This window comes from Paenibacillus sp. PSB04, assembly GCF_025809195.1.
Taxonomy (GTDB): Bacteria; Bacillota; Bacilli; order Paenibacillales; family Paenibacillaceae; genus Paenibacillus_AQ; species Paenibacillus_AQ favisporus.
In genome coordinates this window covers 538054-552500 of the sequence record NZ_CP081301.1, presented here as the reverse complement: position 1 = coordinate 552500, position 14447 = coordinate 538054, and the positions used below count along the sequence as shown (strand labels likewise).

The 14447-nt window shown below is 52.4% G+C and carries 13 protein-coding genes, 16 tRNA genes and 1 rRNA gene (1 of these 30 running past the window's edge); 28 read left to right on the top strand and 2 right to left on the bottom strand.

What is annotated here, in order from left to right:
* The 24 genes from K2F33_RS02960 to K2F33_RS02845 all read left to right on the top strand — a co-directional run.
* A 23S ribosomal RNA gene (locus K2F33_RS02960) occupies positions 1–1154 on the top strand; it begins 1774 nt to the left of the window's first position.
* A gap of 66 nt (positions 1155–1220) precedes the next feature.
* Positions 1221–1296 (top strand) — tRNA-Asn (locus tag K2F33_RS02955).
* A gap of 4 nt (positions 1297–1300) precedes the next feature.
* Positions 1301–1392: transfer RNA gene (locus K2F33_RS02950), tRNA-Ser, on the top strand.
* Between the two features lie 9 nt (positions 1393–1401).
* Positions 1402–1476, top strand: a tRNA-Glu gene (locus K2F33_RS02945).
* Positions 1477–1683: 207 nt separating this feature from the next.
* Positions 1684–1759, top strand: a tRNA-Val gene (locus tag K2F33_RS02940).
* A 35-nt stretch (positions 1760–1794) separates the two neighbouring features.
* Positions 1795–1868 (top strand) — tRNA-Met (locus K2F33_RS02935).
* A 37-nt stretch (positions 1869–1905) separates the two neighbouring features.
* Positions 1906–1982: transfer RNA gene (locus K2F33_RS02930), tRNA-Asp, on the top strand.
* A 57-nt stretch (positions 1983–2039) separates the two neighbouring features.
* Positions 2040–2115, top strand: a tRNA-Phe gene (locus tag K2F33_RS02925).
* Positions 2116–2138: 23 nt separating this feature from the next.
* Positions 2139–2214 (top strand) — tRNA-Thr (locus tag K2F33_RS02920).
* Positions 2215–2217: 3 nt separating this feature from the next.
* Positions 2218–2303 (top strand) — tRNA-Tyr (locus K2F33_RS02915).
* Between the two features lie 10 nt (positions 2304–2313).
* Positions 2314–2387 (top strand) — tRNA-Trp (locus K2F33_RS02910).
* A 31-nt stretch (positions 2388–2418) separates the two neighbouring features.
* Positions 2419–2494, top strand: a tRNA-His gene (locus K2F33_RS02905).
* A gap of 22 nt (positions 2495–2516) precedes the next feature.
* Positions 2517–2591, top strand: a tRNA-Gln gene (locus K2F33_RS02900).
* A gap of 6 nt (positions 2592–2597) precedes the next feature.
* A tRNA-Gly gene (locus K2F33_RS02895) sits at positions 2598–2672 on the top strand.
* A 9-nt stretch (positions 2673–2681) separates the two neighbouring features.
* Positions 2682–2755, top strand: a tRNA-Cys gene (locus K2F33_RS02890).
* A 12-nt stretch (positions 2756–2767) separates the two neighbouring features.
* Positions 2768–2844: transfer RNA gene (locus K2F33_RS02885), tRNA-Arg, on the top strand.
* Positions 2845–2862: 18 nt separating this feature from the next.
* A tRNA-Leu gene (locus K2F33_RS02880) sits at positions 2863–2942 on the top strand.
* A 633-nt stretch (positions 2943–3575) separates the two neighbouring features.
* Positions 3576–3881 (top strand): LiaF transmembrane domain-containing protein, encoded by a 306-nt coding sequence (locus K2F33_RS02875; protein ID WP_076175192.1) that lies wholly within the window; start codon positions 3576–3578, stop codon positions 3879–3881.
* A 78-nt stretch (positions 3882–3959) separates the two neighbouring features.
* Positions 3960–4634 (top strand): PspA/IM30 family protein, encoded by a 675-nt coding sequence (locus tag K2F33_RS02870; RefSeq protein WP_076175189.1) that lies wholly within the window; start codon positions 3960–3962, stop codon positions 4632–4634.
* 4 nt (positions 4635–4638) lie between these two features.
* On the top strand, positions 4639–5127 hold the full coding sequence (locus K2F33_RS02865) for a PspC domain-containing protein (protein ID WP_089549872.1): 489 nt from the start codon (positions 4639–4641) through the stop codon (positions 5125–5127).
* A gap of 3 nt (positions 5128–5130) precedes the next feature.
* On the top strand, positions 5131–5835 hold the full coding sequence (locus K2F33_RS02860; RefSeq protein WP_263880961.1) for a PspA/IM30 family protein: 705 nt from the start codon (positions 5131–5133) through the stop codon (positions 5833–5835).
* A 173-nt stretch (positions 5836–6008) separates the two neighbouring features.
* Positions 6009–6656, top strand: coding sequence for a cell wall-active antibiotics response protein LiaF (gene liaF / locus K2F33_RS02855; protein WP_076175183.1), 648 nt, complete (start codon positions 6009–6011; stop codon positions 6654–6656).
* A gap of 15 nt (positions 6657–6671) precedes the next feature.
* Positions 6672–7754: a sensor histidine kinase gene (locus tag K2F33_RS02850; RefSeq protein WP_212982315.1), complete on the top strand. Its 1083-nt coding sequence runs from the start codon at positions 6672–6674 to the stop codon at positions 7752–7754.
* Positions 7735–8382, top strand: coding sequence for a response regulator transcription factor (locus K2F33_RS02845; RefSeq protein WP_212984569.1), 648 nt, complete (start codon positions 7735–7737; stop codon positions 8380–8382). Before K2F33_RS02850 ends, K2F33_RS02845 begins: the two co-directional genes overlap by 20 nt.
* Before the next feature lie 107 nt (positions 8383–8489).
* Here the strand turns inward: K2F33_RS02845 and K2F33_RS02840 are convergent, their stop codons facing one another.
* On the bottom strand, positions 8490–8822 hold the full coding sequence (locus K2F33_RS02840) for a hypothetical protein (RefSeq protein WP_263880960.1): 333 nt from the start codon (positions 8820–8822) through the stop codon (positions 8490–8492).
* Positions 8823–8997: 175 nt separating this feature from the next.
* Here K2F33_RS02840 and K2F33_RS02835 point away from each other — a divergent pair, with 175 nt between their 5' ends.
* From K2F33_RS02835 to K2F33_RS02825, 3 genes are all read left to right on the top strand, one after another.
* Complete coding sequence (locus tag K2F33_RS02835; RefSeq protein ID WP_263880959.1) at positions 8998–9762, top strand: YwmB family TATA-box binding protein; 765 nt, start codon at positions 8998–9000, stop codon at positions 9760–9762.
* A gap of 168 nt (positions 9763–9930) precedes the next feature.
* Positions 9931–11481 (top strand): glucose-6-phosphate dehydrogenase, encoded by a 1551-nt coding sequence (zwf, locus tag K2F33_RS02830; protein ID WP_076175175.1) that lies wholly within the window; start codon positions 9931–9933, stop codon positions 11479–11481.
* Between the two features lie 147 nt (positions 11482–11628).
* A complete protein-coding gene (locus tag K2F33_RS02825) occupies positions 11629–13212 on the top strand; it encodes a peptide chain release factor 3 (protein ID WP_076175173.1) in 1584 nt (527 codons plus the stop codon).
* 93 nt (positions 13213–13305) lie between these two features.
* Here the strand turns inward: K2F33_RS02825 and K2F33_RS02820 are convergent, their stop codons facing one another.
* The gene (locus K2F33_RS02820) at positions 13306–13539 is read right to left on the bottom strand and encodes a small acid-soluble spore protein SspI (protein ID WP_076175171.1); all 234 of its coding nucleotides are present in this window, start codon (positions 13537–13539) and stop codon (positions 13306–13308) included.
* A gap of 218 nt (positions 13540–13757) precedes the next feature.
* On the opposite strand from K2F33_RS02820, the gene K2F33_RS02815 reads away from it, so the two are divergent.
* The gene (locus K2F33_RS02815; RefSeq protein WP_076175169.1) at positions 13758–14420 is read left to right on the top strand and encodes a potassium channel family protein; all 663 of its coding nucleotides are present in this window, start codon (positions 13758–13760) and stop codon (positions 14418–14420) included.
* Positions 14421–14447: the final 27 nt, after the last annotated feature.

Genomic DNA, 14447 nt, shown 5'->3' with positions numbered 1-14447 from the left:
ACGAGGGGGCCGCAGTGAAAAGGCCCAAGCGACTGTTTAGCAAAAACACAGGTCTGTGCGAAGCCGCAAGGCGAAGTATACGGGCTGACGCCTGCCCGGTGCTGGAAGGTTAAGGGGAGCGGTTAGGGAGTAATCCCGAAGCTGTGAACCGAAGCCCCAGTAAACGGCGGCCGTAACTATAACGGTCCTAAGGTAGCGAAATTCCTTGTCAGGTAAATTCTGACCCGCACGAATGGCGTAACGACTTGGGCGCTGTCTCAACGAGAGATCCGGTGAAATTTTAATACCTGTGAAGATGCAGGTTACCCGCGACAAGACGGAAAGACCCCATGGAGCTTTACTGCAGCTTGATATTGGATTTGGGTACGATCTGTACAGGATAGGTGGGAGCCTTTGAAACCTGAGCGCCAGCTTGGGTGGAGGCGCCGTTGGGATACCACCCTGATCGTATCTAGGTTCTAACCTGGTACCGTAATCCGGTATGGGGACAGTGTCAGGTGGGCAGTTTGACTGGGGCGGTCGCCTCCTAAAGAGTAACGGAGGCGCCCCAAGGTTCCCTCAGAATGGTTGGAAATCATTCGAAGAGTGCAAAGGCAGAAGGGAGCTTGACTGCGAGACCTACAAGTCGAGCAGGGACGAAAGTCGGGCTTAGTGATCCGGTGGTACCGCATGGAAGGGCCATCGCTCAACGGATAAAAGCTACCCTGGGGATAACAGGCTTATCTCCCCCAAGAGTCCACATCGACGGGGAGGTTTGGCACCTCGATGTCGGCTCATCGCATCCTGGGGCTGAAGTAGGTCCCAAGGGTTGGGCTGTTCGCCCATTAAAGCGGTACGCGAGCTGGGTTCAGAACGTCGTGAGACAGTTCGGTCCCTATCTGTCGTGGGCGTAGGAAATTTGAGAGGAGCTGTCCTTAGTACGAGAGGACCGGGATGGACGTACCGCTGGTGCACCAGTTGTTCCGCCAGGAGCATGGCTGGGTAGCTACGTACGGACGGGATAAGCGCTGAAAGCATCTAAGCGTGAAGCCCCCCTCAAGATGAGATTTCCCAGTATGTAAGACCCCTTGTAGACGACGAGGTAGATAGGTTGGAGGTGGAAGTGCAGCAATGCATGGAGCTGACCAATACTAATCGGTCGAGGGCTTATCCAAAATATAAAACACAGATTCGTTTCGTATCTAGTTTTCAAGTGATCAAACACTTGAATTAAATATTGTTCCCTGATAGCTCAGTTGGTAGAGCACTCGACTGTTAATCGAGTTGTCACAGGTTCGAGTCCTGTTCGGGGAGCCATTATGGAGAGGTGTCCGAGTTGGCCGAAGGAGCACGATTGGAAATCGTGTAGGCGCCAAAAGCGTCTCGAGGGTTCGAATCCCTCTCTCTCCGCCATTATAGTTTGGCCCGTTGGTCAAGGGGTTAAGACACCTCCCTTTCACGGAGGTAACATGGGTTCGAATCCCATACGGGTCACCACTTTTATTGCTTGCATCAGGGATGAGAATCCAAAAAGGGTTCGTCGGAGCGTTACTTCGATAGCATATGCATCGCAGTCTCGAACGAAGTGAGAGTATCCCATACGGGTCACCACTTTAATTATTAGCTTCAGGGATGAGAATCCAAAAGAAAAAATGCTTGCCTTTTTAGTGGTTTATCTGCTAAGATATTAAAAGTGTTTCTTATGGAGGCTTAGCTCAGCTGGGAGAGCATCTGCCTTACAAGCAGAGGGTCGGGGGTTCGATCCCCTCAGCCTCCACCATGTATACTTTAAAGAAAATAAATATTTTTTAATGACGCGGGGTGGAGCAGTCCGGTAGCTCGTCGGGCTCATAACCCGAAGGTCGCAGGTTCAAATCCTGCCCCCGCAATTTATCTCCTTATTTATGGAGATACATAATTGGCCGTGGAACCGTGGTGTAGAGGCCTAACATGCCTGCCTGTCACGCAGGAGATCGCGGGTTCGAATCCCGTCGGTTCCGCCATTTATTTTCTTGAGAGTTTAGTTTGTTGCAATAATACTCTTGATAGAAACAAAATTAGGCTCGGTAGCTCAGTCGGTAGAGCAGAGGACTGAAAATCCTCGTGTCGGCGGTTCGATTCCGTCCCGAGCCACCATGAATTTAATAATAAGCATAAAAGCCGGTGTAGCTCAATTGGTAGAGCAACTGACTTGTAATCAGTAGGTTGGGGGTTCAAGTCCTCTCGCCGGCACCATATGGAGGCTTAGCGAAGTGGCCAAACGCAGCAGACTGTAAATCTGTTCTCGTACGAGTTCGGTGGTTCGAATCCATCAGCCTCCACCAGTTTTATTATAGGGGCATAGTTTAAAGGTAGAACAGCGGTCTCCAAAACCGTTAGTGTGGGTTCAATTCCTGCTGCCCCTGCCATTCGAAATACAGCTTCATATCTTTTATTATGGCGGTCGTGGCGAAGGGGTTAACGCACCGGATTGTGGCTCCGGCATTCGTGGGTTCAAGTCCCATCGATCGCCCCATAACTTATAATGACAATCTTGTTGGGGATTAGCCAAGCGGTAAGGCAACGGACTTTGACTCCGTCATGCATAGGTTCGAATCCTATATCCCCAGCCAGTTTAAGCGGACGTGGCTCAGCGGTAGAGCATCGCCTTGCCAAGGCGAGGGTCGCGGGTTCGATTCCCGTCGTCCGCTCCATTTGATTTCGGCGCCATAGCCAAGTGGTAAGGCACAGCTCTGCAAAAGCTTTATCCCCAGTTCGAATCTGGGTGGCGCCTCCATTAACTTCATATGCGCCCTTAGCTCAGCTGGATAGAGCGTTTGACTACGAATCAAAAGGTCAGGAGTTCGAATCTCTTAGGGCGCGCCATTTTTTTTAACTGAATATGCCGGTGTGGCGGAATTGGCAGACGCGCGCGACTCAAAATCGTGAGGGAAACCGTGGGGGTTCGAGTCCCTTCACCGGCATCATAGAGAAAAGCCTTGGAAAATATCCAAGGCTTTTTCTTGTATAGACTAACATTGTACACCGAGCCATCGTTCGTCGTTCGTTAATCCCTCATCCTGCAGTACACTTGCACTTCTCCTTCCAATCAGCCACCTGATGATATCCCGCTGAAAGGCGGCCATGATAATTCGTATTGCGTTTATTTGTATGACTGTATGATATTTAAAGATCCTCTGATCAATCCGTTCGTTCTACCATTACTCCCTTTGAACGTTTTCCCCATCCTTGTTTAAAGTTGATAAACCATTCCAGCCGGCTTTACCTGGGCTAAACAGGCTCAATGTTTCTTTAGTTAAGTGCCAAATCCCTTGCTCAGAGCCTCCAACGATTTCCTATTCCAAGCATTGTATAAGTAAACTGCTCATTGAAGTTCCATAGCGTGCTGATCATGCCCTATAAACGGGCAATTGGAGCTGCCAGTGGAGGATGTGGCTGCCGCGTTACATGCAGAAAAAGCTTGCTTCGTCTAAGGTCCGAGCCTTCCCCCGACTTAGGTCTAGGATTAAAAACCGTCTGGGGTCCGTTTTGGAAATCCCGGATTGAACCTAAAATAGAGTCATAAGGTTGATACAAACGAAAGGCGGTGACAATGCATGAGAACAAATAAAACTTCTGGTTGGGCGATCGTATTGATCGCAATCGGGGCACTGATGCTCCTGGGAGTATTCGCTCCATTATTCGGCAGGCTGATCGGATTGATCTTCCCGATCCTGATGATCGTGCTCGGCTATTATGGAATTCGCAGAGGTAAGGTGGTCATCGGTACGATTATCCTCGCATTCGGTGTCATGGGACTTCTGGCGAAGCTGTCCTGGATCATCGGACCGCTGCTGGGAATTGCCCTGGTAGTGTTCGGGATTATGCTGCTGAAAGGTAAGAAGTCGTCGAAGTGGATGTAACGGTAACAAAGAATTACCTTCAATAAATACAATCAAACGAATAGGCGATCACAGCTTATAAGGAGGGAGCAAAAACAGATGAGCGTATTTCGCAGGGTACGGGATATCACCGTAGCGACATTAAATGAACGTTTGGAACAAAGTCAGGACCCGGTACGGTTGATCGATCAGTTTTTGGCATCAACGCGTGACGATATTATGGAAGCCGAGAAGCTCGTTCAGCAGTACTCCGCTCACGTGAGACAGCTGAAGCAGCAAGTGGATCAGGCATCCAACATGAAGGAAAAGCGTGAGGAGCAGGCGCTGCTGGCTCTGAAGGCCGGCGAGGATCATCTAGCCAAGCTCGCACTGCAGGAAAAAATAATCTATGAAGAAAAGCTCGAGCAATACGGAGGACTGCTGGATACAACCCGCCAGTCGCTCACCGAGCTGGAAAATCAACTGAACGACCTGAAATTGGAGTACCAAACTGTGTACAGCAAACGTCAATACTACGCGGCACGGATGGAAACCCTCAGACTTCAGCAGCGGATGAATCAGCGCATGGAAGGTTTTGGCGGACAGGATGTTCCCAAGATGTTCAACCGTCTGGAAGACCGCATTTCCGATTGGGAATTTGAAGCACGCAGTCTGCGCGACCTGCGCCGCGGCGGTCAGGAACTGTTCGAGCAAGCCAGCGGAACGGTATCCAGCGTGCTGGAAAGGGAGCTGGCCCGCCTGAAGGAAAAGCTGAACAACAGCGGAAAGGAGTAACGTCATGAGCAAGCTATACCGATCGACCCGCGATAAAATGGTCACCGGTTTGTGCGGCGGTCTGTCCGATACCTTTGGCATCGATTCCACGCTGCTGCGGATCCTGTTTTTGATCAGTATCCCATTTACCGGCGGGACCACGCTGTTCATCTACTTTATCGCGGCTTTGGTCATCCCTAAAGAACCTACGACACCTTTTAATCCATATGGACCGGGACCGGGGGCAGCTGGGGGCGGATACTACGGCAATAGTATGGGGTCCGGCAGCTACTACGGCAACGGTCAGCAAGGCAACGGCGCTTATGGTGCCCAATCTTTTGACCCTAGAGCCAAATACAACGGTTCGCCTTACGGCGGAGGCAGACCGGGCGGATACAGCTCGTCCGCATCCGACCTGGACGCCATGATGGAAGATATCGAGAAGAAAGCCATGAAGAAAGAGCTTGAGGAATTGAAAAAAAAATTATCTAAGTACGAGAAGGGAGAAGTGTAAAACATGGGAGTATTTAAAAGAATTAAGGATATGACGAAAGCATCGGTGAACGAGGTATTGGATAAAGTTGAAGATCCGGTAATTATGCTGAACCAGTATCTGCGCGATATGGAGGCAGAAATCCATGACGCGGAAGTTACAGTAGCGAAGCAAATGGCCAATGAACGCCGCATGAAGCAGCGCGTGGAAGAAGCCGTGAAGATGGCCGGCCAACGTGAGGCACAAGCTGAACTGGCACTTCGTAACGGCCAGGAAGAAGTAGCGCGCAAGCTGCTCGAGGAAAAGATTTATTTTGACCAAAAACTGTCCGAGTACCAAGAACTGCACGCTCAATCCGAGGCACAAGCTAAAGAACTGGTACAGCAGCTCCATGACATGAAAGACGAGTTCTACAAAATGCGCAACAAGCGCAATGAGCTCGTAGCCCGTGCGCAAATGGCGAAAGCCAAAAAGCAAATGTCTCAAATCAGCAGCCTGCATACGATCGAAAGCGGCAGCGCGTCCCTTGGATTCCACCGCATGGAAGAAAAGATCATGCAAATGGAAGCTGAAGCCGATGTGATGCGTGCCCCTTACCGTCCGGATACATCCGCTTTCACCAGCCCGGTCGATGCGGAGAAGCAGCTGAAGGTGGAAGAACAGCTCAGCGCGCTGAAAAGCAAGCTGAACCCGCCGGCTGCCGCTCCTTCCAAATCGAATAAAGAATAAGTATTCAATTCTGCGGACAATATGATATGCTAGGAAGAATGGAATAAGGGCGCGAGACCTCATTCACATCTTCCTGGATCCCGGTGAAGCCATAAGGAGTGTGCCCGTCACAACCCTATGGCTTTTCCGGTCTTACTTTTCCGATAAACCAAGACATCATAAGGAGGTGCGGCATGGAAAAAAGAAATCGCTTCATTGCGCTGATTCTCATCGGGATCGGCCTTCTCATGCTCTTCGGCAGGTGGGTCGGCTTTTTTACCATCGTCGCCCTCTTATTCATTCTTATGGGAATTTATACGATTCGCGGCGGAAAAGTGAAGAGGGGCTACCGTCTTGTGGCGGTGGGCGCCATCCTGCTGCTGATTGATCATTTGCTGATCGTGCTGGGGATTGCGCTGATCTCCCTGGGATGGTTTTTTGTAAAGGCAAGGAAGGTACAGAACCGGGATGGGTACCTGCAGAAGCAGGGTTTTTCGGGGCATTACAATTGGGACCAGGTCCCTTGGGCTATGAGAAGCCAGAGCGTCTGGCATGTCATCAACGAAGCCGATCTGGATTTGTCGCTTGCGATCCCCGAGGAACACCGTACGGTGATGATGTTTCAAGGCATCATGGGGGATACGGACATTAAAATTCCGGAGTATTACGGGGTGGAGCTTGAAGTGTTCGTCCTGTTCGGCGCGATCGATTTCAGAGGGCACCGGGATAACGGCTTGATGAACCGTTTGAACTGGAAATCCCCTAATTATGAGACCAGCGAATACAAAGTTAAATTCCATATTTCCTACCTGGTAGGAGATGTTGATATTGATCTGTCATAGGAGGTGGGTTCCCTGATGAAAACCAGAAAACCGGCTAATATGGTCTCCCGGAGCATGGGCGAGGGGGCCCTTCTTTCTTTTGTTATGCTCCTGATCATTTTTTACGTACTTTATACATATGGTTATTTGGCCCCGTTTGATTCTTGGCAAAAAACGCTGCAGGCCGGTGCTACGCTGATCCTGGTTCCGATCGGTCTGGGAGCTATCTTCGGGTTCTATCAGAGCTATCGGGTAAAATTGAAGCTGGAACGGCTGCGGGAAACGCTGCTCTCCTGGGAAAAAGGGAACGTCGCCCGCTCCGTACCGGAGCTTGGCAGCGACGAGGTCGGGCGCCTTGGCGAGCAGCTTGGGCGCATCAGCAAAAAGTGGGAGGAGCAGGTCAACTCCCTTCAGCGCTTATCCACGAACAATGCCCAGCTGGCCGAGCAGGCGCGGATATCGGCGATCGTAGAGGAGCGCCAGCGGCTGGCCCGGGAGCTGCATGATGCGGTATCCCAGCAGCTGTTTGCGATATCGATGACGGCGACGGCCGTGGGGAGGACGCTTGAGAAGGATTTTGACAAGGCTCAGCGCCAGGTCGCGCTCATCGAAGAAATGGCCGCCGTGGCCCAATCGGAAATGAGAGCGCTGCTGCTGCATCTCCGGCCGGTCTATCTGGAAGGCAAACCGCTGGAGCAAGGCCTCGGTGAGCTGATCAAAGAGCTCAAAGTGAAGGTTCCGATGGAAATCGTGTTTGAAATGGACAAAGGCATCCACCTGGTAAAAGGAATCGAAAATCACCTGTTCCGCATCATCCAAGAGGCGATGTCTAACACGCTCCGGCATGCCAAAGCGGATAAGATGGAAATCCGGATTCACCAAAAGAAAGACATGGTCTGGGTCATGCTCCGTGACGACGGCCAGGGCTTTGAACTAAACGAGACAAAACAGGCCTCTTACGGCCTTTCCAATATGCAGGAACGCGTCAACGAAATCGGCGGATCGATCCAAATTATTACGGCGCCCGGCAAGGGTACGCGAATCGAAATTACCGTGCCGATTGTATCTGAAGACAAAGCAGGGAGTGAGGATCTTGGAAATGGAAACACCCTTGATTAAAGTGCTGCTCGTCGATGACCACGAGATGGTGCGGATCGGTCTGGCAGCCGTGTTGGGGACCGAGGACGGCATCGAAGTCGTCGGCGAGGCAGGCAGCGGGGAGGAAGGCATCCGCCTTGCCCGGGAATACAAACCCGACGTCGTCCTGATGGACCTGGTGATGGAGGGCATGGACGGGATTGAGGCGACGCGGCAGCTGCTGAAGCTGTACCCGGACTGCAAGGTGATCGTGCTGACAAGCTATTTGGACGACGAGAAAATGTACCCGGTTATCGAGGCCGGCGCATTCAGCTACCTGCTGAAGACGTCGCGCGCAAGCGAAATCGCCGACGCCATCCGCGCCGCGGCTCGCGGCCAATCGGTCTTGGAATCGCAGGTCGCCTCCAAGATGATGAACCGGTTCCGCCATCCGGAGGTGGAGGCCCCGGCGCACAAGGAGCTGACCGACCGCGAAATGGATGTGCTCCGCCTATTGGCGCAGGGCAAGTCCAACCAGGAAATCGCCGATGACCTCATCATTGGAATCAAAACGGTCAAGTTCCATGTGACGAACATCCTGGCGAAACTGGGCGTAGACGACCGCACGCAGGCGGCGATCTACGCTTACAAGAACGGTCTGGCGGAATAGTTGGGTTGAATCCAAAGCAAATTAGTCCATAGCAGATGAAAAGCCCCTGAGGAGCGGATAGCTTCCAGGGGCTTTTTTGGATCATAATGTGTAAGTTTTGAAGACCGCTAAATCAAAAACAGCAGCCCGAGGGTGGCCAGACTCAGCGCCAGGCCAGCTCCAAAGCCGAATCCATAGCCATACGGATAATAAGGATAGAAGGCGCGGACGGTGGCTTTTTCCGGAGCTTTGGCTATAGGCCCCTTAGCGCGTTTTTTATGGCCGCCCTTTACTTTGGCGCCGTGCAGTTGGGTGCCTTCCGGCCCGTTCAGAATAATATGGCCGTCTTTGCACTCGGTCAGCTTTCCGGTATATACTCTGCCGTCATACATACAGGCAGCGACCATTTTGCCGCAGTGCTGCCGAATATTTTCTTCTGTTAATGGGTAAATAGGGATCATGGAAGTGTGCGAACCTCCCTTATCATTTTTATTAACCAGTGTATTCATGGCCTATGGACGCGGCTATGGTCATTCACCCAATTTCGCCTATCGTACGGCTTTAGGTATAATCGCCCCGGAAACGGACATCCTTTTAGTAGATTGATAGATTTCCTGGTGAAGGGATGTATGAGGGATGATGGCAGTCCGGAGATGGGCAGGTTTAGGTTTGGCGGTATGTGTAGCGGCTTTGGTATGGATGGGGTATTTGTGGTACAGCGCGAATCAGACGTCGGCGCCGTCCCATCAAGATCCGGAAGAATTGCGCACCCTCTTGAAGCTGGGAAATGAAGTGGTAGACGTGCCGCAGCGTCTGGTTGTGAAGTGGCAGGGAGACTGGGAAGCCAACGGAAATCAAGATGCGTACGAGGCGGCTGAGGGGCTGTCCCAATCGCTGAATCTGCCGGGAGTACAGCAGCTGACGGAAGGCGGTCACTTGACGTACCGGGTCGTGGATACGAAAAATGGCGTTAACGTGCGGTTTAACTGGCAGGAGATTTCAGAGGATCGCAGTTATATTATTATTCAACTGGAGGCGGCTGGTGATGAGCAGCTGAGCGCCTTGACTGAACTCCAGTCGGAATACGGACAGGCATTGCACGAAAACGGCATCGATGCTGAATGGAATGCTTCTTTGCAGGGAACGGTTAAAGGGGAGCATACTGCCGGTTCGACCATGAAAGCGGTAGAGGATGGCATTTTCAGAAATATGGCGGCGACAAAAGCGGAATCCTACGAGGATGCGACTACGGTCAGCAACGCTTACGAGGTGCCTTCATTGCGGTCCGGCATTCAAAGCGGAGGGAAGGTTCTGAACATGCAGGTGGCGGTTCATGAGGATCAATCGACCGGCAGCAGCCGGGTGACGATCGGGCTTCCGGTCATTACGATTGAGTATTAGACCTGCCTGGCACGCAGAAAGAAATTTTTGATTTACCACGAAGTTAAACGGATAGCATCATGCTGATGAATGTGCTAAAATGACATCAATCATTTTATGCCACCAAATTATGGTGTAAAATCGGGATTTTGAAGAGACCAAAATACGACATAGAAAGAATGAGGAGCCATGACTGAAAATCAAAATCTTGAAGCACTCAAAACACCTGGTGCTGTATTTTTTATTTTCGGGGCAACCGGGGATTTGGCCAAACGCAAACTGTTTCCTGCCATTTATAGTTTGTACCGTGAAGGTAAATTAGCCGAGGATTTTGCGGTCATCGGCGTCGCGCGGCGTCCGCGTACCCAGGAGGAGTTCCGTGAGGACATCTTCCAGTCGATTCAGGAATTTTGCCGTTACAAGGCGGAGGACAACGACAATTGGAAGACGTTTGCGCAGCATTTTGAATATAAGTCCCTCGATATTAACAATGTCGACGGATTCCGTGAATTAAACGAACAGACGGTGAAGCTGGAGAAGCAGTTCGGCATACCGGGCAACCGCCTGTTTTACCTGGCCCTGGCGCCGGAGCTGTTCGGCAGCGTATCGTTTAACCTGCAAAAGGGCGGCATGCTGGATGCCGAAGGCTGGAACCGTCTCGTCATCGAGAAGCCGTTCGGCTACGATCTGAAATCGGCTGAAGAGCTGAACGAACAGATTCGCCAGGTCTTTAAGGAAGAAGAGATTTACCGCATCGACCACTACCTGGGCAAGGAAATGGTGCAGAATATCGAAGTGATTCGCTTCGCCAACGCGTTCTTCGAGCCGCTGTGGAACAACAAGCATATTGCCAACGTGCAGATTACGCTGAGCGAAACCGTCGGCGTTGAAGAGCGCGGAGGGTACTATGACCATGCCGGTGCACTCCGGGATATGGGACAAAACCATATGCTGCAGATGCTGACGATGATCGCGATGGAGCCGCCGAGCCGCCTGCTGCCGGAGGACATTCGTGACGAGAAGGTGAAGGTGCTCCGTTCGCTCCGGCCTTACGAGACAGCGGAAGAAGTGAAGAAGAATGTCATCCGCGGCCAGTACATCAAGGGCTCTGCCCGTGGTAAGGACCTGCCAGCCTATCGTGAGGAGGACAAGGTCGACCCGAATTCCAATACGGAAACGTATTTTGCGGCACGGCTGTTCGTGGATAATTTCCGCTGGGCGGGCGTACCATTCTATATCCGGACAGGCAAACGCCTCCCGGTCAAAACGACGGAAATCGTCGTGGAATTCAAGAGCATGCCGAACAACGTGTATTTGGGTAAAAAATACAAGCTCGAACCGAACCTGCTGGTTATCCGGGTGAACCCGATGGAAGGCATCTACGTAAAGATCAACGCGAAGAAGCCGGGCTCCGAAAACGAAATCGAGCCGCTCGCGATGGACTTCTGCCAGAGCTGCATGGTCGGCATCAACTCGCCTGAAGCGTATGAGCGTCTGCTGCATGATGCAGCCCGCGGCGAATCGACGTATTTCACCCGCTGGGATGAAGTGGCGTCGGCCTGGTCCTTCGTCGATAAAATCGCCGAAGCCTGGGCGCAAAATCAGGGTGATATCTCTTATTATCCTGCCGGGTCCTGGGGACCGAAGGAAACGGACGAACTGCTGAAAGCGGACGGCTTCCACTGGTGGCCGGTGAACGGCCAGGAAGAGGACAACGTCGTGTGGCAGATTGGCAAATAAAACCGTTGTGCCGGTGCTTGCCTTATGTTTCACTAAAGACATAGCCTGAAATGAAATCATCCTCATGCAGCCTCTGCATGGGGGTGATTTGCGTAGAGAATGTGATACAATAATAGACATGACTTTAGTGATGAAGGGAATAGTGAAATGAGCAAAGCGATAGATGATACGCTGCAGCAGGAAGTGGAGAAGCGCCGGACGTTCGCGATTATCTCCCACCCGGACGCAGGTAAAACAACATTAACGGAGAAGCTGCTCCTGTTCGGCGGCGCGATCCGGCTGGCTGGTACGGTCAAAGCGCGCAAAGCGAGCAAGCACGCGACCAGTGACTGGATGGAAATCGAGAAGCAGCGGGGGATTTCGGTTACTTCGTCGGTGATGCAGTTCGACTATAACGGACACCGGGTCAACATTCTGGACACCCCGGGTCATCAGGACTTCAGTGAAGATACGTACCGTACGCTGACCGCTGCCGACAGCGCCGTCATGCTGATCGACGTGGCCAAAGGGGTCGAGGCCCAGACGATCAAGCTGTTCCAGGTTTGCGCGAAGCGGGGCATTCCGATTTTTACGTTTATTAACAAGCTCGATCGGGAAGGCCGGAGTCCGTTCGACCTGATGGAGGAGCTGGAGCAGGTGCTTGGCATCCGCTCCGTGCCGATGAACTGGCCGATCGGGACCGGACGCGAGCTGTGCGGTGTTTACGACCGCATGAAGAATCAGGTCGAGCTGTTCCAGGGGAACGACCACTCGACTATTCAGGTACAGAAGGTGGAGGACTATAACGACCCGGTTATCCGTGAGATGGCGGGGGATTACCTGCACGATCAGCTGTGCCAGGACCTGGAGCTGCTGGACGTAGCGGGGGACCAATTTGACCTGGAAAAGGTACAAAAGGGCGAACTGACGCCGCTGTTCTTCGGCAGTGCGATCAACAACTTCGGGGTGCAGACGTTCCTGGAGAACTTCCTGCAGCTTGCCCCGCCGCCGGAGCCGCGCCGCAGCACGGCTGGTTTGATCGAGCCGACGAACGAGAAGTTCTCGGGATACATTTTCAAAATCCAGGCGAACATGAACCCGGCGCACCGGGACCGCATCGCCTTCATGCGGATCGTGTCCGGCAAGTTCCAGCGCGGCATGACCGTCAAGCATGTGCGGGTCGGCAAGGACATCAAGCTGTCGCAGCCGCAGCAGTTCCTGGCACAGGACCGCGACATCGTCGATGAGGCGTATCCTGGCGATATCGTCGGGCTGTTTGATCCGGGCATTTTCCGGATCGGGGACTCGCTGAGCCAAGGCAGCGAAATCGTCTTTGACGAGCTGCCGACGTTCTCGCCGGAGATTTTCTCCAAGGTAACGGTCAAGAACGCCCTGAAGCACAAGCAGTACCAGAAGGGCATCGACCAGCTGACGGAGGAAGGGACCATTCAGGTGTTCCATACGGTCAGCTTCGACGATACGATTCTCGGCGTTGTCGGCCAGCTGCAGTTCGAAGTATTCGAATACCGGATGAAAGGCGAGTACGGCGTGGATGTGCAGCTGCAGCGGATGCCGTACCAGTTCGCCCGCTGGATCGTGGATGACCAGATCGATCCGAGCAAATTCCGCATCAACTCGACGCTGGTGAAGGATAAGAAGGGCAACTATGTCGTGCTGTTTGAAAACGAATATGCGATGCGGACCGCGATGGAAAAAAATCCGACCGCGAAGTTTTTGGAGACGGCCCCTTAAGTCTGCTGAAGCTTCTGTAATATAGGAAATACCCCTCCGCTGTTTCCCAGCGGAGGGGTATTTGTCGTTGCGGTAAAAGCACCGGCGTCTTTGTTAAGTCAGTGGACCCGGCTTAATCGTCTTGAGGTGCTCATGAGCCACATGGACGAGCTCGTTCTGCTGCTTCGTGTCGATATTTTTCCACATCATCTCAAAGATCGCTCCGAGGCCAGGGAGCGCCTGCTCCGGACCGTCGACGGATCCTTCAATCATTTCACGAAGCTCGGCTTCATTGGAATCATGGACCTTATGGACAATGGCTTGGCGCAGGTCGAGAAGAATTGACATGATCGTTTTCCCTCCAGGCTAAAAAGTATGAACCCTTCACGTCAGAGCCGCCCGCTCCATATATCGGTGCGAACGACGTCCCGCTTCACCAGGGCTCAGTCTGAATTGTAATGATATTCTTTAGTAATGTGCCCCGAGGCAGGTGGCAAAATTCAAGTTTTTCACCTGCTGTGATATAATAATCAGGATAGACTTCTTATAGTCGTGGAGGTTAACATATGGCAAAAAAGCAGTACGCCGTCATCGGTATGGGGCGCTTTGGCTCCAGTGTTGCAAACACACTGAGCGAGATGGGGTTTGACGTGCTTGCCATCGATTCGGATGAACAGCGCACCCAGGCGGTATCGAATATGGTTACGCATGCCGTATCAGCGGATTCAACGGATGAAGAGGCGCTTCGTGCCCTGGGCATCCGCAATTTTGACGTGGTGGTTGTCGCCATCGGCGAAGACATCCAATCCAGTATTTTGACGACGCTCATCCTGAAGGATCTTGGGGTCGGAACGATTATCGTCAAGGCGCAAAATGAACTGCACGGCAAGGTTTTGCAAAAGATCGGCGCCGATAAAGTGATTTTTCCGGAGCGGGATATGGGCATGCGCGTCGCCCACCATCTCACTTCGCCGAATATTTTGGATTACATCGAGATTTCCGAAGACTACAGCATTTTGGAATTAAAGGCTTCGCAGGACATGGTCGGCAAAAACTTGAGGGAGCTCGACATTCGCGCCCGCTTCGGCTGCAACGTCATGGCGATCAAGCACGGTACAAAGATGGATATTTCGCCGTATGCCGATGCCCCGCTGAGCGAAGACGACGTACTCGTTATCGTCGGCGAGAAAAGCGATTTGACCAAGCTGGAGCTGGCTTATCCGAAATGATCCGATCCTCAGCGCGGGAGGACCTGG